General features: G+C 74.6%; 15 protein-coding genes and 1 riboswitch. Of the genes, 11 read left to right on the top strand and 4 right to left on the bottom strand.

What is annotated here, in order from left to right; translation table 11 throughout:
• Window positions 1-52 precede the first annotated feature (52 nt).
• From ACFZCY_RS15420 to cobM, 10 genes are all read left to right on the top strand, one after another.
• The gene (locus ACFZCY_RS15420) at window positions 53-223 is read left to right on the top strand and encodes a hypothetical protein (protein ID WP_391173707.1); all 171 of its coding nucleotides are present in this window, start codon (window positions 53-55) and stop codon (window positions 221-223) included.
• A gap of 64 nt (window positions 224-287) precedes the next feature.
• Entirely contained in the window at window positions 288-626 is a 339-nt protein-coding gene (locus ACFZCY_RS15415) for a hypothetical protein (protein WP_391172809.1), read from the top strand.
• 518 nt (window positions 627-1,144) lie between these two features.
• Window positions 1,145-2,359, top strand: coding sequence for a cytochrome P450 (locus ACFZCY_RS15410; RefSeq protein ID WP_391172807.1), 1,215 nt, complete (start codon window positions 1,145-1,147; stop codon window positions 2,357-2,359).
• Between the two features lie 336 nt (window positions 2,360-2,695).
• Window positions 2,696-4,594 (top strand): methylmalonyl-CoA mutase family protein, encoded by a 1,899-nt coding sequence (locus tag ACFZCY_RS15405; RefSeq protein ID WP_391172805.1) that lies wholly within the window; start codon window positions 2,696-2,698, stop codon window positions 4,592-4,594.
• Window positions 4,594-6,834, top strand: coding sequence for a methylmalonyl-CoA mutase (gene scpA / locus ACFZCY_RS15400; protein WP_391172803.1), 2,241 nt, complete (start codon window positions 4,594-4,596; stop codon window positions 6,832-6,834). Before ACFZCY_RS15405 ends, scpA begins: the two co-directional genes overlap by 1 nt.
• A gap of 3 nt (window positions 6,835-6,837) precedes the next feature.
• The gene (gene meaB, locus ACFZCY_RS15395) at window positions 6,838-7,833 is read left to right on the top strand and encodes a methylmalonyl Co-A mutase-associated GTPase MeaB (protein ID WP_391172801.1); all 996 of its coding nucleotides are present in this window, start codon (window positions 6,838-6,840) and stop codon (window positions 7,831-7,833) included.
• Complete coding sequence (locus tag ACFZCY_RS15390; RefSeq protein WP_391172798.1) at window positions 7,834-8,565, top strand: (2Fe-2S)-binding protein; 732 nt, start codon at window positions 7,834-7,836, stop codon at window positions 8,563-8,565.
• Between the two features lie 41 nt (window positions 8,566-8,606).
• Complete coding sequence (locus ACFZCY_RS15385; protein ID WP_391172796.1) at window positions 8,607-9,356, top strand: DapH/DapD/GlmU-related protein; 750 nt, start codon at window positions 8,607-8,609, stop codon at window positions 9,354-9,356.
• A gap of 61 nt (window positions 9,357-9,417) precedes the next feature.
• Window positions 9,418-10,659: a precorrin-6y C5,15-methyltransferase (decarboxylating) subunit CbiE gene (gene cbiE / locus ACFZCY_RS15380; RefSeq protein ID WP_391172794.1), complete on the top strand. Its 1,242-nt coding sequence runs from the start codon at window positions 9,418-9,420 to the stop codon at window positions 10,657-10,659.
• Window positions 10,656-11,420 (top strand): precorrin-4 C(11)-methyltransferase, encoded by a 765-nt coding sequence (gene cobM, locus ACFZCY_RS15375; RefSeq protein WP_391172792.1) that lies wholly within the window; start codon window positions 10,656-10,658, stop codon window positions 11,418-11,420. The genes cbiE and cobM overlap by 4 nt, the downstream gene beginning before the upstream one ends.
• 378 nt (window positions 11,421-11,798) lie before the next feature.
• Here the strand turns inward: cobM and ACFZCY_RS15370 are convergent, their stop codons facing one another.
• On the bottom strand, window positions 11,799-12,941 hold the full coding sequence (locus ACFZCY_RS15370; protein ID WP_391172790.1) for a cobalt-precorrin-5B (C(1))-methyltransferase: 1,143 nt from the start codon (window positions 12,939-12,941) through the stop codon (window positions 11,799-11,801).
• A 53-nt stretch (window positions 12,942-12,994) separates the two neighbouring features.
• On the opposite strand from ACFZCY_RS15370, the gene ACFZCY_RS15365 reads away from it, so the two are divergent.
• Window positions 12,995-13,768, top strand: a complete 774-nt coding sequence (locus ACFZCY_RS15365; protein ID WP_391172788.1) for a cobalt-precorrin-6A reductase — start codon at window positions 12,995-12,997, stop codon at window positions 13,766-13,768.
• Here the strand turns inward: ACFZCY_RS15365 and ACFZCY_RS15360 are convergent.
• The 3 genes from ACFZCY_RS15360 to cobG are packed head-to-tail and all read right to left on the bottom strand — an operon-like array spanning window position 13,753 to window position 17,338.
• Window positions 13,753-15,288, bottom strand: coding sequence for a precorrin-2 C(20)-methyltransferase (locus ACFZCY_RS15360; protein WP_391172786.1), 1,536 nt, complete (start codon window positions 15,286-15,288; stop codon window positions 13,753-13,755). The genes ACFZCY_RS15365 and ACFZCY_RS15360 overlap by 16 nt on opposite strands.
• Complete coding sequence (locus ACFZCY_RS15355; RefSeq protein ID WP_391172784.1) at window positions 15,285-15,926, bottom strand: precorrin-8X methylmutase; 642 nt, start codon at window positions 15,924-15,926, stop codon at window positions 15,285-15,287. Before ACFZCY_RS15355 ends, ACFZCY_RS15360 begins: the two co-directional genes overlap by 4 nt.
• An 8-nt stretch (window positions 15,927-15,934) precedes the next feature.
• Window positions 15,935-17,338 (bottom strand): precorrin-3B synthase, encoded by a 1,404-nt coding sequence (gene cobG / locus ACFZCY_RS15350; RefSeq protein WP_391172781.1) that lies wholly within the window; start codon window positions 17,336-17,338, stop codon window positions 15,935-15,937.
• Between the two features lie 90 nt (window positions 17,339-17,428).
• Window positions 17,429-17,569: riboswitch (cobalamin riboswitch) on the top strand.
• Window positions 17,570-17,581 lie beyond the last annotated feature (12 nt).

Below are 17,581 nucleotides of genomic sequence, written 5' to 3'. Positions count from 1 at the left end.
GCTCGTTAACCTGACGACAGATCCGGTTCAGCCGACCACGAAGGAGTGTGCGGTGACCCTCGAGCAGACGATGAGCGACGAGTCACACACGGAGAACGGCGGGAGGCGGGCGGAGCCGCCGGAAGTGGGCAGTCTGGAGGTGTGGGCGCGTTCCGCGCCGATCCGTCTCGCCGGCTACGAGGACGACCTGGCCGAGCCGCACATTCTCCAGAGCGTGGACTGAGCGGCACCACCGTCGCTTCCCTGCCGAATGATGGGAACGGCCGCCGGTCCGTACGACGCTGTTCGTGACCGGCGACTGCTCCGGTTCGGCCGTTGTCCGCTGGCAGCAAGCGGACATCGGGGCCGCCGCCCGGCTGCTCGGCCGGCAGCCCCGCTGCTCCTTCACCGGCTCGCCGACCGGTCTGTGGGTGGCGAGCCACGGATCCGCCCGAAATGCCCGCCCGGTGACGGCCCATCAGAGCCATCCGCCCATAACCTCGTACGTCCCCCGGCGCACCCCCGACGGGTTCGGGAGCGGGCCGCTGGTGTGCGACGTGCCCGGCGAGCGGGCCGGACAGGTGGGGCGCACCGCCCGGGGGCGCGGCCCGTCCGCTCCCGGCGAGTTGGGGGAGACGCCACGATGACGCGCGGCGCGCGACGGCGGCGCCGTCCGCCGCACCGCCGCTGATCCTGCCCGATGCCGGTGGCGGCACCCCGCTCCCTGCCGGGCCGGGACAACGGCCGAGGGGGCGAACGCCGGCCGGACATCCGGCGACAGGGGATCGACGCGTAGGAGCGCGACCTGACGGGCCGTTACCGCGATCGCACCGGCTCGACGCGGCAGCGGCTGGGCCCGAACCCCCGGCGTCACCCCTGCTGACCGCCGCTGTGCGGCCCCCGAGATCGCGCGTGTCAAGGCTCAAGCGGCGCGGTGCGGCGATTGGCAACTTGCTGCCGAAGGGGAAGCGGCGGGGCTCGGACGCGGTTTGCTGATTCAAGCAGAGGCACGGCCCGCGGCGGTGAACGGGGGGGACCAAGAACGAGGTGGCCCTGGACGGGGGTCGGGGCCGCCCGTGGCGCAGGCGGCGTCGGGGAGATTCAGCCCCGGCGCCGCCTCCCGGCCACTGATCTGGACCGATGGCACTCTCTAAGGTCGGGAGCCATGCAGAACACCGCTGACACTGCTGACACCGCCAACACCGCCGCGCTGCTCGAAGATCCGTATCCGGCCCTGGCCGCGCTCCGGGAGGCGGGCCCGGTCCACCGGATCGCCGGCGCCGACGGCCGCCCCGCCTGGCTGGTCACCCGCTACGACGATGTGCGGCGGGCGTTCGCCGACCCACGCCTGTCGGTGGACAAGCGCCACGCCGCGCCGGGCAACTTCAGTGGCTTCTCCCTGCCGCCCGCGCTGGACGCGAACCTGCTCAACATGGACCCGCCGGACCACACCCGGGTGCGCCGCCTCGTGGCCAAGGCGTTCACCCCAGGCCGGGTCGAGAAGCTGCGCGCACCGGTCCGCCGGGTCGCCGGTGAACTGCTCGATGCGATCGAGGCGGAGGGCCGTGCGGATCTACTCGCCACGTACGCCGGACAGCTGCCCATCATCGTCATCTGCGATCTGCTCGGCGTCCCGGAGGGCGACCGCCGCGACTTCCGCGCCTGGAGCGACGCGCTGATCACCCCCGACCCGGCGCGGCCACAGGCCGCGAAGGAGGCCGTCGGCGCCATGCTGCGCTTCTACACCGGCCTCATCGCGAAGAAGCGCGCCGAACCCGGCGACGATCTGCTGTCCGACCTGATCAGGGTGCGCGACGAGGAGACGGAAGGCGGGGACGACCGGCTCAGCGAGGACGAGCTGACCTCGCTGGCCTTCCTCATCCTCCTCGCGGGATACGAGAACACGGTCCACCTCATCGCCAACTCCGTGCTCTCCCTGCTCGACCACCCCGGTCTGCTCGAGGAACTGCGCGCGGACCCCGCCCGCATCCCGGCCGCCTTCGACGAGCTGGCCCGCTACGAGGCCCCGGCCCCGCTCGCGATCCGCCGCTTCCCCCGGGAGGACATCGAGATCGGCGGCGTCACGATCCCCGCCGGGGAGACGGTGCTGCTCTCCATCGCCTCGGCACACCGCGATCCGGCCCACTTCCAGGACCCGGACGCACTCAATCCGCATATTGGCCGATCCGGGCACCTTGCCCTCGGCCACGGCATCCACTACTGCCTCGGCGCACCGCTGGCCCGGATGGAGACCGACATCGCTCTGGCCACGCTGTTGTCCCGTTTTCCGGGGCTGCGGCTGGACGTGCCCAGGGAGGAGCTGCAATGGCGGCCTTCGATCCGCGCACGTGGCCTGATCTCGCTCCCCGTGGCCTGGTGAACGAAGAAGCGAACAGATTTTTGATGCATAACCCCTGCCGGATGCGGTAAAAAGGTCATCGAGCCCGCCCGGTGTGCATCCCCCGTCGCACCGGGCGGGCCTCTGCGTGAGAGCACTTCTCCCGTGGTCGTGAGCACGCCGTGAGCATGCCGCGAGCACCCGGACACCGGCCTCCGTGACCGCGCCCTCGCCTGGTGCCGCGGCAACCCCTACGGCCCCCATAAACACCGGACTTACCGGCGGGTAATCGGTCGGAATCGGGCATCCTGCGCCGAGAGTAAGCTCACAGCTCTACCCTCTGCTGCGCCTTTAGCCGAGCCCATTAGCCTCACTTTCATGACGGTCCTGCCCGACGGGCTTCCCCTAGCCGATGAATTCCCGGATGTGACGCGAGACGAATGGCATCGCCTCGTGGAAGGCGTGCTGCGCAAAACCGGCGCGTCGGATGCCACGGGCGTACAGGCCGAAGAGGCCCTCGCGACCGAGATCGAGGACGGGATCACCGTCCGCCCCCTCTACACCTCCCAGGACGCCCCCCAGGACCCCGGCCACTCCGGCTACCCGGGCTTCGCCCCGTATCTCCGCGGCGCGCGCCCCGCGGGGTCCGCCGTCTCCGGCTGGGACGTACGCCCCCTGCACGCCCACCCGGACCCGGGCTCCACCAACCGGGCCGTGCTCGCGGATCTGGAGAACGGCGCCGGGTCGGTGTGGCTGACCGTCGGCGGGGGAGGGGTGCCCGTCGACGCGCTGCCCGAGGCCCTGGCGGGCGTCTACCTCGACCTCGCGCCCGTCGTCCTCGACGCGGGCGCGGACTTCGAGGCCGCGGCGCGCGCCCTGCTGCGGCTGTACGCCGACCGTCAGGTGCCGCCGCACGCGGCGCTCGGCAACCTGGGCGCCGACCCGCTGGGCCTGGTGGCCCGCACCGGCCGGGACGCGGACCTGCCCGCCCACCTCGCGGCCGCCGCCGAGCTGGCGGTCGCCTGCTACCGCGACCACCGCGGCGTCCGGGCCCTCACCGTGGACGCGCTGCCGTACCACGAGGCGGGCGGCGGGGTGGCCCAGGAGCTGGGCTGTTCGCTGGCCGCCGGAGTGGCGTATCTGCGCGCGCTGACCGCGGCCGGGATGACGGTCGAGGCGGCCTGCGCCGAGCTGGAGTTCCGCTACGCGGCCACCGCCGACCAGTTCACCACCATCGCCAAGCTGCGCGCCGCCAGGCGGCTGTGGGCGCGGGTGGCCGAGGCGTGCGGGGCGGCGACGGGCGCACCGGAGTGCGCCCAGCGCCAGCACGCCGTCACCTCGCCGGTGATGATGACCCGGCGCGACCCCTGGGTGAACATGCTCCGCACCACCGTGGCGAGCCTGGCCGCCGGGGTCGGCGGCGCCGACGCGGTCACGGTGCTGCCGTTCGACAGCGCGATCGGCCTGCCGGACGACTTCGCCCGCCGTATCGCCCGCAACACCTCCACGATCCTGCTGGAGGAGTCGGGGCTGGCCCGGGTGATCGACCCGGCCGGCGGCTCCTGGTACGTCGAGTCGCTGACCGAGGACATCTGCCGCGCCGCGTGGGCCTGGTTCCAGGAGATCGAGCGGGCCGGGGGACTGGCCGCCGCCCTCGCTTCCGGGCTGGTGCGCGACCGGCTGGCCGTCACCTGGGAGCGCCGCTCGCGCGACCTCGCCCGCCGCAAGGAGCCGATCACCGGCGTGAGCGAGTTCCCGAACCTGGCCGAGCCGCCGGTCGAGCGCGCGGCCGCGCCCGAGCGGCCCGGCGGCGGGCTGCCGCGGGTGCGCCGCGACGAGGCGTACGAGGCGCTGCGCGCCCGCTCCGACGCGCATGCGGCCGACCGGGGCGCCCGGCCGAAGGTGTTCCTGGCCGCACTGGGGCCCGCCGCCGTGCACACCGCCCGCGCCTCCTTCGCCACCAACCTCTTCCAGGCGGGCGGCATCGAGACCGTGCAGGAACCGGTCACGGTCGACGCGGAGTCGGTGGCCGAGGCGTTCGCCGCGAGCGGTGCCACGGTGGCCTGCCTGGCTTCCGTCGACAAGGTGTACGCGGAGCAGGCGGCGGCCGTGGCGACGCGGCTGAAGGCCGCCGGGGCGGCCCGGGTCCTGCTGGCCGGGCGGCCTGGGACACTGCAGGACGAGTACGAGCGGGCCGGGGTGGACGGGTTCGTCCACGTCGGCTGCGACGCGGTCGAGGTGCTGTCCTCGGCTCTGGACATCATGGGGGTGCGGTGATGGGCGGCAGTCCGGTGGAAGCGGGCAGGATCCCGGATTTCTCGGCCGTCGAGTTCGACGGACCGGCCGACGAGCAGGTGCCCGGCAGCGGTGCCGGTTCCGCCGCCTGGGCCGCCGCGGTGCAGGACAGCGTCGGCAAGGGTGTCGAGGACCTGGTGTGGGACACCCCCGAGGGCATCGGCGTCAAGCCGCTGTACACCGCCGAGGACCTGGACGGGCTGGACTTCCTGGGCACCTACCCGGGCGTGGCGCCGTATCTGCGCGGCCCGTACCCGACGATGTACGTCAACCAGCCCTGGACGATCCGGCAGTACGCGGGCTTCTCCACCGCCGAGGAGTCCAACGCGTTCTACCGCCGCAACCTCGCGGCCGGGCAGAAGGGCCTGTCGGTCGCCTTCGACCTGCCCACCCACCGCGGCTACGACAGCGACCACCCCCGGGTCACCGGGGACGTCGGCATGGCGGGCGTGGCCATCGACTCGATCTACGACATGCGGCAGCTCTTCGACGGCATCCCGCTGGACCGGATGTCGGTGTCGATGACGATGAACGGCGCGGTGCTGCCCATCCTCGCGCTCTACATCGTGGCCGCCGAGGAGCAGGGCGTACCGCCCGAGAAGCTGGCCGGGACCATTCAGAACGACATCCTCAAGGAGTTCATGGTCCGCAACACCTACATCTATCCGCCGCAGCCGTCGATGCGGATCATCTCCGACATCTTCGCCTTCACCTCGCAGCGGATGCCGCGCTACAACTCCATCTCCATCTCCGGCTACCACATCCAGGAGGCCGGGGCCACGGCCGACCTGGAGCTGGCGTACACCCTCGCCGACGGGGTGGAGTACCTGCGGGCCGGGCTCGACGCCGGGATGGACGTGGACGCGTTCGCGCCGCGGCTGTCGTTCTTCTGGGCGATCGGCATGAACTTCTTCATGGAGATCGCCAAGCTGCGGGCGGCGCGGCTGCTGTGGGCCAAGCTGGTCAAGCAGTTCGACCCGAAGAACCCCAAGTCGCTGTCGCTGCGCACCCATTCGCAGACCTCCGGCTGGTCGCTGACCGCGCAGGACGTCTTCAACAACGTGACCCGTACGTGTGTCGAGGCCATGGCCGCCACCCAGGGCCACACCCAGTCGCTGCACACCAACGCCCTCGACGAGGCACTCGCCCTGCCCACCGACTTCTCCGCCCGGATCGCGCGCAACACCCAGCTGCTGATCCAGCAGGAGTCGGGCACCACGCGGGTGATCGACCCGTGGGGCGGCAGCGCCTACGTCGAGAGGCTGACCCACGACCTCGCGCGGCGCGCCTGGCAGCACATCGAGGAGGTCGAGGCCGCGGGTGGCATGGCCAAGGCCATCGACGCGGGCATTCCGAAGATGCGCGTCGAGGAGGCCGCGGCCCGCACCCAGGCGCGGATCGACTCGGGCCGCCAGCCGGTGATCGGGGTCAACAAGTACCGCGTCGACAGCGACGAGCGGATCGAGGTCCGAGCGGTCGACAACTCCTCGGTGCGCGCCCAGCAGCTCGAGAAGCTGCGGCGGCTGCGCGCCGAGCGCGACGAGACCGTCTGCCAGGACGCGCTGCGCGCGCTCACCGCCGCCGCCGAATCCGGCCCCGGCCGCGGTATGGAGGGCAATCTGCTCGCGCTCGCCGTGGACGCCGCCCGCGCCAAGGCCACCGTCGGGGAGATCTCCGACGCGCTGGAGAAGGTCTATGGCCGCCACTCCGGCCAGATCCGTACGATCTCCGGTGTGTACCGAGACGAGGCCGGGCCGTCGTCCGGCGTGGACCGCACCCGCGCGCTGGTGGAGAAGTTCGAGAGCGCCGAGGGCCGCCGCCCCCGCATCCTGATCGCCAAGATGGGCCAGGACGGGCACGACCGCGGCCAGAAGGTGATCGCGACCGCCTTCGCCGACCTGGGCTTCGACGTCGACGTCGGCCCGCTGTTCCAGACGCCGGAGGAGGTCGCCCGGCAGGCGGTGGAGGCCGATGTGCACATCGTCGGCGTCTCGTCGCTGGCCGCCGGACACCTCACGCTGGTGCCCGCGCTGCGCGAGCAGCTGGCCGAGGCGGGCCGCGAGGACATCACCGTCGTCGTCGGGGGCGTCATCCCGCCGCAGGACGTCCAGACCCTGCACGAGGCCGGTGCCGCCGCCGTCTTCCTGCCGGGCACGGTCATCCCGGACGCCGCCCACGACCTGGTGCGGAAGCTGGCCGCCGACCTCGGCCACGAGCTGTAGGCCATGCCGCGCACGATCGACATCGAGGAGTACGCCAAGGGCGTGCTCGACGGCAAGCGCGCGTACATCGCCCGCGCCATCACCCTCGTCGAGTCCACCCGGGCCGACCACCGCGACCTCGCCCAGCGGCTGCTGATCGAGCTGCTGCCGCACACCGGAGGGGCGCGGCGGGTCGGCATCAGCGGGGTGCCCGGGGTGGGCAAGTCGACCTTCATCGACGCCCTGGGCACCATGCTCACCGGGCTCGGCCACCGGGTCGCGGTGCTCGCCGTCGACCCGTCATCCAGCCGCACCGGCGGCTCCATCCTGGGCGACAAGACCCGGATGGAGCGGCTGGCCGTCGACCCCAACGCCTTCGTACGGCCCTCGCCGAGCGCCGGGACGCTCGGCGGAGTCGCCCGCGCCACCCGGGAGTCCATGGTGGTGATGGAGGCCGCGGGCTACGACGTGCTGCTGGTGGAGACCGTCGGCGTGGGCCAGTCCGAGACGGCGGTCGCGGGCATGGTCGACACCTTCCTGTTGCTCTCCCTGGCCCGCACCGGAGACCAGCTGCAGGGCATCAAGAAGGGCGTCCTGGAGCTGGCCGACGTCGTCACCATCAACAAGGCGGACGGTCCGCACGCCCGGGACGCCAAGTCCGCCGCCCGCGAACTGGCGGGCGCCCTGCGGCTGTTGCAGCCCCCGGACGCCCCGTGGAACCCGCCGGTGCTCACCTGCTCGGCGCGCGAGAACACCGGGCTCGACGTGGTGTGGGAGCGGCTGGAGCAGCACCGCCGGGTGCTGGAGGCCACCGGCGCGCTGGAGGCCAAGCGCCGCGACCAGCAGGTCGGCTGGACCTGGTCCATGGTCCGCGACCAGCTGCTCGCCCGGCTGCACGCCCACCCCGAGGTGCGCCGGCTCGCGCCCGGCCTCGAACAGGAGGTCCGCGACGGCACGCTGACGGCGACGCTGGCGGCGGACCGGCTGCTGGAGGCGTTCCGTACACCGGCCGAAGGCTGAGTGGCGACCGTGGGACGGGCCGCCGAGGGACGGGCCGCCGAGGTGGGGCCGTTCTTCGCGCTGCGCACCGGCTCCGGTGACCCGGGGGCGGAGGGGTACGAGCGGATCGGCGCGGCCTACCGGCTGACGGGCGAGGGCGCCGCCGCGCCCGCGCTGCGCGGCCGGGTGGAGGCGGTCGCCGCGAGCCTGGGCACCGACGAGCCGAGGGTCGCGGCCTCCCTCACCTTCCAGGGCCTCGCCGCCCGCGTATGGTCTCTCGCGCTGGGCCCCGCGGCCCTCTCCAGCGCGGTGTACGACCTCCGCCCCGACCGGCTGTGGTGGAACCCCGCGCGCACCGCCCCCGACGACCTGTGGTGGCCCGGCACGCCACCGGTGAAGGGCGAACCCGGCGGGCTCGCCGGGCAACTCGCCGATTCCGCGTACGCGCACCTGACGCCGCTGCACCACGCCGTCAGCCGCGCGTACCGGGTCTCGGACCGGCTGCTGTGGGGCAACGCCGCCTCGGCGCTGGTGGGTTCGCTGCGGGTGCTGCACGACTGGTGCCGGGCGCGGGGCCTGGACGAGGCGGCGGAGCGGGCGATGGCCGTGGCCCGCGCCCAGTTCGCGTACCCGCCGCTGCGCGACACCGGCCAACTGGCCACCGCCCCGCCCGCCTTCCGGCGCCGCACCTGCTGCCTGTACTACCGGGTGCCGGGCGGCGGCCTGTGCGGCGACTGCGTGCTGCGGCGGTGACCGCGTACCGCGGCGGGCGGCGGCCCGGATACGGTGTGTACATGCCGAAGAACGAGAACGTGTTCTCATCCTGGCGGGCGTGGCGCCGCCGCGCCACGTCCCGGCTGGTGCACCGCGGATGGCGCGCCGTGCAGCGCGCGGGCGCGGTGACCGCCGAGCGGCCCGGCCCGTACCGCTTCGGCCGCATCGGCGTCGGCACCCGGCTTGCGTTCCCCCAGGGCACCGTCTTCGGCGAGCCGTGGATCGAACTCGGCGACCACTGCGTCATCGGCGAGCAGGTCACGCTCACCGTCGGCATGATGCCCGGCCTCGACCTCGGCCCCGGCCCCATCCTGCGGCTCGGCAACGGCGTGGTTCTGGGCCGCGGCAGCCACGTCATCGCCTCCCGGGACGTGGTCTTCGGCGACGACGTGTTCTGCGGCCCGTACATCTACGTGACCAGCGACAACCATTCCTACGACGACCCCCACCAGCCCATCGGCCGCCAGTGGCCGCGCTCCGCCCCCGTCGAGATCGGCTCCGGGAGCTGGCTGGGCGCGGGCGCGGTGATCCTGCCCGGGGCGCGGCTGGGCCGCAACGTCGTCGTCGCGGCCGGCGCGGTCGTACGGGGCGAGGTGCCCGACCACGCCGTGGTCGCCGGGGCGCCCGCCCGCGTCATCCGGCGCTGGGCCCCCGAGGACGGCTGGCAGCCGCCGCTGCGGACGCCCGCGCCCGAGCCGATACCGGCCGGCATGACGGTGGAGGAGCTGCTGGCGCTCGCCGAGGCGGAGCCGGACGCGGGGGCGTCGTAGCAGGTCAGTAGAGTGCGGGCCGGGGCCGAGCCCCAGCCGCCACCGAACCACGAGGAACCCAGTGAGCCCACCACCCACCCCCCTGACCGTCATCGGCATCGGCGCCGACGGATGGGACGGGCTCGCCCCGGCCGGCCGTGAGGCGCTGCGCACTGCGGAGGTCGTCATCGGCGGACCGCGCCAACTCGACCTGCTGCCACCGGACTGCGCCGCCGAACGCGTCCCCTGGCCGTCCCCGCTGCGCCCCGCCGTCCCCGGGCTGCTCGCCGCGCACACCGGGCGCGAGGTGTGCGTGCTGGCGAGCGGCGACCCCATGTTCTTCGGCGTCGGACGCACCCTCACCGAACTGCTGGGCCCCGGCGCGCTGCGGGTACTGCCGCATCCGTCGTCCGTCTCGTACGCCTGCGCGCGGCTGGGCTGGGCACAGGAGACCACCGAGGTGATCAGCCTCGTCGGCCGCCCCCTCGCCGCCCTCTCCCGCGCCCTGTACCCGGGCCGCCGGCTGCTCGTCCTCAGCGCCGGTGCCGGGACCCCGGCCGAGGTCGCCGGGCTGCTGCGGGACCGCGGCTTCGGTCCGACCCGGATGCGGGTCCTGGAACAGCTGGGCGGCGCGCGGGAACACGCCGTCGAGGGCACCGCCGAGGCATGGCCCCACCCGCCCGGAGACCCCCTCAACGTCATCGCCCTCGACTGTGCCCCGGCGCCGGACGCCCCGCGCCTGTCCGCCGTCCCCGGGCTGCCGGACGCCGCGTACGAACACGACGGCCAGCTGACCAAACGCCACATCCGCGCCGCCACCCTCGCCGCCCTCGCCCCCGCCCCGGGCGAACTGCTGTGGGACGTCGGCGGCGGCTCCGGCTCCATCGCCGTGGAATGGATGCGCGCCCACCCCGCCTGCCGCGCCGTCTCCGTCGAACGCGATCCGGTACGCGCGACACGCATCACCCGCAACGCCACCACCCTCGGCGTCCCCGCCCTGCGCGTCGTCACCGGCGCCGCCCCGGCCGCCCTCACCGGCCTGCCCACCCCCGACGCCGTCTTCGTCGGCGGCGGCGCCACCACCCCCGGCCTCCTGGAGGCCTGCTGGACTGCCCTCCCCCCGGGCGGCCGCCTCGTGGTCAATACCGTGACCCTCGAATCCGAAGCCCTGCTCACCACCTGGTACACCCGCCACGGCGGCGACCTCACCCGCCTCGCCGTCTCCCACGCCGCCCCCGTGGGCGGCTTCACCGGCTGGCGCCAGGCGATGCCGGTCACCCAGTGGTCCACCACCAAAGCCCCAGTCCCAGGAGAGACACGATGACGGTGTACTTCATCGGCGCGGGCCCCGGCGCCGCCGATCTCATCACCCTGCGCGGCGCGCGCACCCTCGCCCGCTGCCGGGTGTGCCTCTACGCGGGCAGCCTCGTCCCCCGCGAACTGCTGGCCGAATGCCCGCCGGACGCGCGGCTCGTCGACACCGCCGGGCTCGATCTCGACCAGATCACCGCCGAGTTCGCCGCCGCCCACGAGGCGGGCCACGACGTGGCACGCCTCCATTCCGGCGATCCGTCGGTCTTCAGCGCCGTCGCCGAGCAGATGCGGCGCCTCGACGCGGCCGGGATCCCGTACGAGGTCGTCCCAGGCGTCCCGGCCTTCGCCGCCGCGGCCGCGGCGCTGGGCCGGGAGCTGACCGTGCCGACCGTCGGCCAGACCGTCATCCTCACCCGCGTCGCCCAGCAGGCCACCCCCATGCCCGACGGTGAGGACCTCGCCACCCTCGGCCGCAGCCGCGCCCTGCTCGTCCTGCACCTCGCCGCCCGCTACGTGGACCGCATGGTCGACGAACTCCTCCCGCACTACGGCCCCGACTGCCCGGCCGCCGTGGTCGCCATGGCCAGCCGCCCCGACGAACTGGTACTGCGCGGCACCCTGGCGGACATCGCGGACCAGGTGAAGGCGGCCGGAGTGGTGCGTACGGCCGTCATCATGGTGGGCCGCACCCTGGCCGCCGAACACTTCCGCGACAGCCACCTCTACTCCCCGGCCCGCCCCCGGCCCCCACAGGACACTCCCGCCCCCTGAGCGCCCGCGGCCGCCGCCCGCCGAATTCCTCCTGCGCCGGGCCGCGCCCGCTGCCGGGAGGGCGGCGCGGCGGGGTGACCGCCTTCGCGCCGGAAGGGGCGCCGCGCCTGGCGGAATACCGCGTCGCGCGACGGGACCGCGCCTCGTGCCAGGTAGGCGCCGCGCTTCATGCCTGCGCGGGCCCCACGGCTCGTGTCGGTGGCCGCATGGCCGGGGTGCCGCGCCCTGTGCACCCCGTGGGTGCCGCACCGCGCGGGGGCGCGGGGGGTGCTGCCGCAGGGCGGCGTGCGCATCCCACCCGGGCACGCCCCGGCCCGCGCGGGGCGGGGGAGCGCTGCCGCGCGGCGGCATACGCACCGCACCGCACCCGCCGGTGCGTCAGGCGTCCCGTGGGCCGCGGGGGGCGGCGTGGCCCACGACGGTGCCCGCGCGGTCGATGCAGATCACGTCGACCGCGACCGGGGCCCCGCGCAGCACCCCGAGGGCGACCTCCCGTGCCGCCGCCGCGACCAGGTCGCCGAGGGGGACGCCCCGGGCCGCGCACAGCTGCACCGTCTCCAGGCCGGTGTTGGCCGCCGCGACCGCCGTCGCCAGTTCCTCGTCCGCGCCGCCCCGGCGGGCCAGCTCCGCGAGGAAGCCCTTGTCGACCTGGGAGCGGGAGGAGTGCAGGTCCAGGTGGCCCGCCGCGAGTTTGGAGAGCTTGGCGAAGCCGCCCGCGATCGTCAGCCGCTCCACCGGGTGGCGGCGCAGATACTTGAGCACGGCGCCCGCGAAGTCGCCCATGTCCAGCAGGGCGTCCTGCGGCAGTCCGTGCGTGGCCACCGCCACCTTCTCGGACGTCGACCCCGTGCACCCCGCCACATGACGCCGGCCCGCCGCCCGGGCGACGTCCACGCCGCGCCGGATGCTGTCGATCCACGCCGAGCAGGAGTACGGCACCACGATGCCGGTCGTGCCCAGGATGGAGAGCCCGCCGAGGATGCCCAGCCGGGGGTTCCACGTGCTGCGGGCGATCTCCTCGCCGTGGTCCACCGAGATCTCGATCTCGACGTCCCCGCCGCCGCCGTGGCGGGCGGCGACGGAGGCGATGTGCTCGCTCATCATCTGGCGCGGCACGGGGTTGACGGCCGGTTCGCCCACCGCGAGCGGCAGGCCGGGCCGGGTGACGGTGCCAACACCCGGTCCGGCCCGGAACACCACGCCGCCGCCCGGCGGCAGGGCCCGTACGGTCGCCCGTATCAGCGCGCCGTGCGTGACGTCGGGATCGTCCCCGGCGTCCTTCACGACCGCCGCCATGGCCCGGTCCGCCCCCAGTTCCTCGGCCGCCAGCGCGAACGCGGGCCGCTGTCCCTTGGGCAGCGCGATCGTCACCGGATCGGGGAAGTCGCCGGTCAGCAGCGCGGTGTACGCGGCCGTCGTCGCGGCGGTCGCGCACGCCCCGGTGGTCCACCCGTGCCGCAGCCCGGTCCGCTCCAGCTGTGCCCCGCGGCCCCCGCTCACCCCGGCCTCCGCCTCAGCCATGGGCCACCGGCCGCGCATACGATGACGGGCGCACGGACGACGAAAGGCATCCGATGAACAGCGCACCGGCGCGCCATGTGCTCATCCTGGGCGGCACCACCGAGGCCCGCCGACTCGCCGCGGAGCTGGACGGCGATCCCGCCCTGCGCGTCACCAGCTCCCTCGCGGGCCGGGTCGCCGAACCGCGGCTGCCCGCCGGGCAGGTGCGGATCGGCGGGTTCGGGGGCCCCGAGGGCATGGCCCGCTGGCTCCGCGAGCACCAGGTGGACGCGCTCATCGACGCCACCCATCCTTTCGCCGACACGATCAGTCACAACGCGGCCCGTGCGGCCGCCGCCGTCCATGTTCCCCTGCTGGTCCTGCGCCGCCCCGGCTGGGTGGCGGGCCCGGGCGACCGCTGGCACCCGGCGGCCTCGCTGGAGGAGGCCGCGCGGCTGCTGCCGGACCTGGGGGAGCGGGTCTTCCTCACCACGGGCCGCATGGGGCTGGCCGCCTTCGCCCACCTCACCGCGCCCTCTTTCCTGGTCCGCTCGGTCGACGCCCCGCAGCCACCGTTCCCGCCTCGCATGGAGGTGATCCTCGACCGTGGTCCGTTCACCCTCGAGGGAGAGGCCGAGCTGCTGTGCCGCCACCGCATCGACGTCCTGGTCACCAAGGACAGCGGCGCGGGCGCCACGGCCCCCAAGCTGACCGCGGCCCGCGACGCCGGGATCCCCGTGGTCGTCGTCCAGCGCCCCCCGGCCCCGCGGGACGTCCCGGTGGTGCGGACCCCCGCGGAGGCCGTCGCCTGGCTCCATACGGCGCTGGGGCGTCACACCTCCGGATAACGCCGCGGGGTCCAGACGATCTCCGTGCCGTCGCCACGGCGGACCGTACGCGTCTGGGAGGAGCCGATCAGCAGGATCGTGCGCATGTCCACCTCGGCCGGGTCGAGGTCGGCCAGGCGGACGATGCGGACGCACTCCTCGGGGCCGCCGATGTCACGGCCCAGGACGACGGGGGTATCCGGCGCGCGGTGTTCCAGGAGGAGTTCGCGGGCCTTGCCGACCTGCCAGATCCGGCTGCGGGAGCCGGGGTTGTAGAGGGCGAGGACCAGGTCGGCGGCGGCCGCGGCGTGCAGGCGCCCGGCGATGACCTCCCAGGGCTTGAGCCGGTCCGACAGGGAGACGACGGCGTAGTCGTGGCCGAGCGGCGCACCGGCGCGGGCGGCGGCGGCGTGGGCCGCGGTCATGCCGGGCAGCACCCGCACCGGGACATCGCGGTACGGATCCTCGGACGCGGCCTCCAGAACGGCGGTGGCCATGGCGAACACGCCGGGGTCACCCGAGGAGACGACGGCGACACGCCGACCGCGCCGGGCGAGGTCGAGGGCGAACTCGGCGCGCTCGGCCTCGACCTTGTTGTCGGAGGGATGGCGCCGCTGTCCGGGTCGTACGGGGACCCGGTCCAGGTAGGTGGTGTAGCCGACCAGGTCCTCGGCGGCGGCCAGTTCACCCCGGGCCTCGGGGGTGAGCCACAGCGGACCGGCCGGGCCGAGGCCCACCACCACGACCTCGCCCGGGCGCCCGGACCCGGCGGCGGCCGGGGCGGCCGGTGTGCCGATACGGCTCGGCAGCACCGCCACCGAGAAGTACGGCACCGACGACGGGTCGACCTCGTCCAGCGGCCCGGTGCGCTCCGCGCTCATCGTGGCGCGCTCCACGTACCGCGCGTCGGCGAGCCGCCCCGAACGCTCCAGGGCGCGCCGCACGGTCGGGAAGGTGCGGCCGAGCTTCATGACCGCCGCCGCGTCGGTCGTCGCGAGGCGCGCCGTCAGCTCCTCCTCGGGCAGCGTGCCCGGGAGGACCGTCAGCACCTCCTCGCCCTCCACCAGCGGTGCGCCGAGCCGGGCGGCCGCCGCGCTCACCGAGGTCACGCCGGGGATCACCTCGGTGGGGTAGCGGTCGGCGAGCCGCTTGTGCATGTGCATGTACGAGCCGTAGAAGAGCGGATCGCCCTCGGCCAGCACCGCGACCGTGCGCCCCGCGTCCAGGTGCGCGGCGAGCCGCGCCGCCGCCTCCGCGTAGAACTCCTCCATCGCGCCCCGGTAGCCGCCCGGATGGTCGGTGCCCTCCGTGGTGACCGGGTAGACCAGCCGCTCCTCGATGTGGTCGGGCCGCAGATGCCGCTCGGCGATGGAGCGGGCGATGCTGCGGCCGTGCCGGGCGCTGTGGTACGCCACGACATCGGCCCCGGCGATGACCTCCACCGCCCGTACCGTCATCAGGGAAGGGTCACCGGGGCCGAGGCCCACGCCGTACAGCCGTCCCTTCACCGCGGGCGTCGCCTGTCGCTGCTGCTCGCTCACTCTTCCTCGCTCGCTATCGCGTTGATCGCGGCCGCGGCGATGGCGCTGCCGCCGCGTCGGCCGCGCACCACCAGATGGTGGGGCGCCGACGGATGTCCGGCCAGCGCCTCCTTGGACTCGGCGGCGCCGATGAACCCGACCGGTACGCCGATGACGGCGGCCGGGCGCGGCGCGCCCTGTTCGAGCATTTCCAGCAGACGGAACAGCGCGGTGGGCGCGTTGCCGACCGCCACGACCGAACCCTCCAGCCGGCCCCGCCACAACTCCAGCGCGGCGGCGCTGCGCGTCGTCCCCATGCGCCGCGCCAACTCCGGTACGGCGGGGTCGGACAGCGTGCACACCACGTCGTTGTCGGCGGGCAGCCGCCTGCGGGTGACGCCGCTGGCGACCATCTGGGCGTCGCAGAGCACGGGCGCCCCGGCACGCAGCGCCTCCCGGGCCCGGGCGACCACCTCGGGCGTATACGCGAGGTCCTTGACCAGGTCGACCATGCCGCACGCGTGGATCATCCGCACCACGACCCGGCTGACGTCGGCGGGGAGGCCGTCCAGGTCCGCCTCGGCGCGGATGGTGGCAAAGGAGGCGCGGTAGATGGCCGCCCCGTCCTTCTCGTAGTCGAACACTGTGTCCTCGATCATGTCGTTGATCATGCTGTTCCGCGGGCCGTCGCCACGGCGTCGGCCAATCGCTCTGCCGTTACGTCTGTCGCGTCGCCACCGGTCACGCCGGTCGCGCCGTCGGGCTCCCGCATGTCGCGTACGGTGAGCCGGTAATCCGTGCCGGAGATGGCCAGCGCGTCCACCCAGCGGCCGCCGGGGTGGCCGCAGCGCCGCTCGCAGCCGGAGAAGTACACCGGCACCGGCGGCGGCGCGTCGGGGGAGCGGGGAGCGCCCGCCCGGGGAGCGTCCGCCACCGCGCGCGCCGCGTGGGCGCGCACATCGGCCAGGGACTTGGCGCAGCCCGGCCGTCCCGTGCACGCGCCGACCCCGGCCCACGGGGAGTCCGGATCGGTCACCAGCCCCGCGTCGGCCACCTCCCGCGAGGCGGCCGCCGCGCCGTCCGCGGTGAACCCCGGGAGCACCACGCCGCGCCAGGGTGTCACACGCAGTTCGCCCGACCCGCCCCGGGAGGCGAGCCCGGCGAGTAGCCGCCACCGCGCCGCGCCGACCCGGCCCAGGGGTACGAGGACGGACACGGCGTGGCGCCCGTCCGGCCCGGACACGACGCCCGGTGCGGGCGGCGCGCCGGGCGCGTCAACCGGCCCGCTCTGTCCGGTACGTACGGCTTCGACGCCCTCGTCCGCGAGCCGCGCCGCCAGGCCGTCGGCGGTCACGGCGTGTCGCGTGGGCAGTTCGCGCGCCCGCCACGCCCGTGTGCCGCTCGCCCGGGCCCTGGTCAGGAACTCCACGGCGGCCAGCGCGGCGGCGCACGGCGCGTCCCGCCCTCGCACCTCAAGACCGACCCCCGACATACCGGAGCCCACCCGCAGCACCGCCCCGCCGTCCGGCGTTGCGATCAATGTCACATCCGCGCCCAATGCGGCCACATCGCCCCGGCCGTCGTCCATCGCGAACAGGAAACGACCCGACAAGCCGGACAACTCATCCCACGCCCCGGCGCACAGCGCGGCGTCCAACTCCCTGGCCCACGCGGTGACTTCGCCGTGTCCGGCGCCGTCGAGGCCGCTCAGCGGGGACGCCACGATGTTGCGCACCCGGTCGTACCGGTCGGAGGGAAGCAGTCCGGCGTCCCGCAACGCGGCCGCCAGATCGCCGCCGCACGCCGCGTCCAGGCCGCGGAGCTGGAGATTGCCCCGCGAGGTGAGGTCCAGACGGCCGTCGCCCAGCTCCTCGCTCGCCCGCGCCAGCGCCAGCGCCTGACCTGCCGTCAGCAGGCCGCCGGGTATCCGGACGCGCGCCAGGGAGCCGTCGTCCGCCGGGTGCAGCCGCAGCGCGCCGGGGCAGGCGTCATCGCGTCCGCGCGCCCGCCGCGAGGGCGCTTCGACGGGCGCTTCGTTCGCAGGTGGGACGGTTGCCGGGGGGAGGGACATGGCGGCGAGCATACCGACGTCCGGTCGGCCCTCACCGTCCCGTGCCAGGTCAGCAACGCCTACTATGCTCTGCGGCGGGCCGTCTGGCCCGCTGGACGCATTAGACGGCGTCAAGACGCACAAGACGGCGTCTGGGGGAGGAAACCGGTGCGAATCCGGTGCGGTCCCGCCACTGTGAACACGGCAGCCTGCCGTGCGAGCCAGGAACTCCCGCCGTCTTCCAACCCGCCCGGGGCGCGGACC

The organism is Streptomyces sp. NPDC007983 (assembly GCF_042958345.1).
Taxonomy (GTDB): Bacteria; Actinomycetota; Actinomycetes; order Streptomycetales; family Streptomycetaceae; genus Streptomyces.
This window is presented reverse-complemented; position numbering and strand designations above follow the sequence as displayed.

Bases quoted from the DNA above. Each gene is read 5' to 3' on its own strand.
- ACFZCY_RS15365 (WP_391172788.1), top strand. From the start codon at position 12,995: ATGAACAGCGCACCGGCGCGCCATGTGCTCATCCTGGGCGGCACCACC.
- cobM (WP_391172792.1), top strand. From the start codon at position 10,656: ATGACGGTGTACTTCATCGGCGCGGGCCCCGGCGCCGCCGATCTCATC.
- ACFZCY_RS15370 (WP_391172790.1), bottom strand. From the start codon at position 12,941: ATGGCTGAGGCGGAGGCCGGGGTGAGCGGGGGCCGCGGGGCACAGCTG.
- ACFZCY_RS15385 (WP_391172796.1), top strand. From the start codon at position 8,607: ATGCCGAAGAACGAGAACGTGTTCTCATCCTGGCGGGCGTGGCGCCGC.
- meaB (WP_391172801.1), top strand. From the start codon at position 6,838: ATGCCGCGCACGATCGACATCGAGGAGTACGCCAAGGGCGTGCTCGAC.
- scpA (WP_391172803.1), top strand. From the start codon at position 4,594: ATGGGCGGCAGTCCGGTGGAAGCGGGCAGGATCCCGGATTTCTCGGCC.
- ACFZCY_RS15410 (WP_391172807.1), top strand. From the start codon at position 1,145: ATGCAGAACACCGCTGACACTGCTGACACCGCCAACACCGCCGCGCTG.
- ACFZCY_RS15405 (WP_391172805.1), top strand. From the start codon at position 2,696: ATGACGGTCCTGCCCGACGGGCTTCCCCTAGCCGATGAATTCCCGGAT.
- cobG (WP_391172781.1), bottom strand. From the start codon at position 17,338: ATGTCCCTCCCCCCGGCAACCGTCCCACCTGCGAACGAAGCGCCCGTC.
- ACFZCY_RS15355 (WP_391172784.1), bottom strand. From the start codon at position 15,926: ATGATCGAGGACACAGTGTTCGACTACGAGAAGGACGGGGCGGCCATC.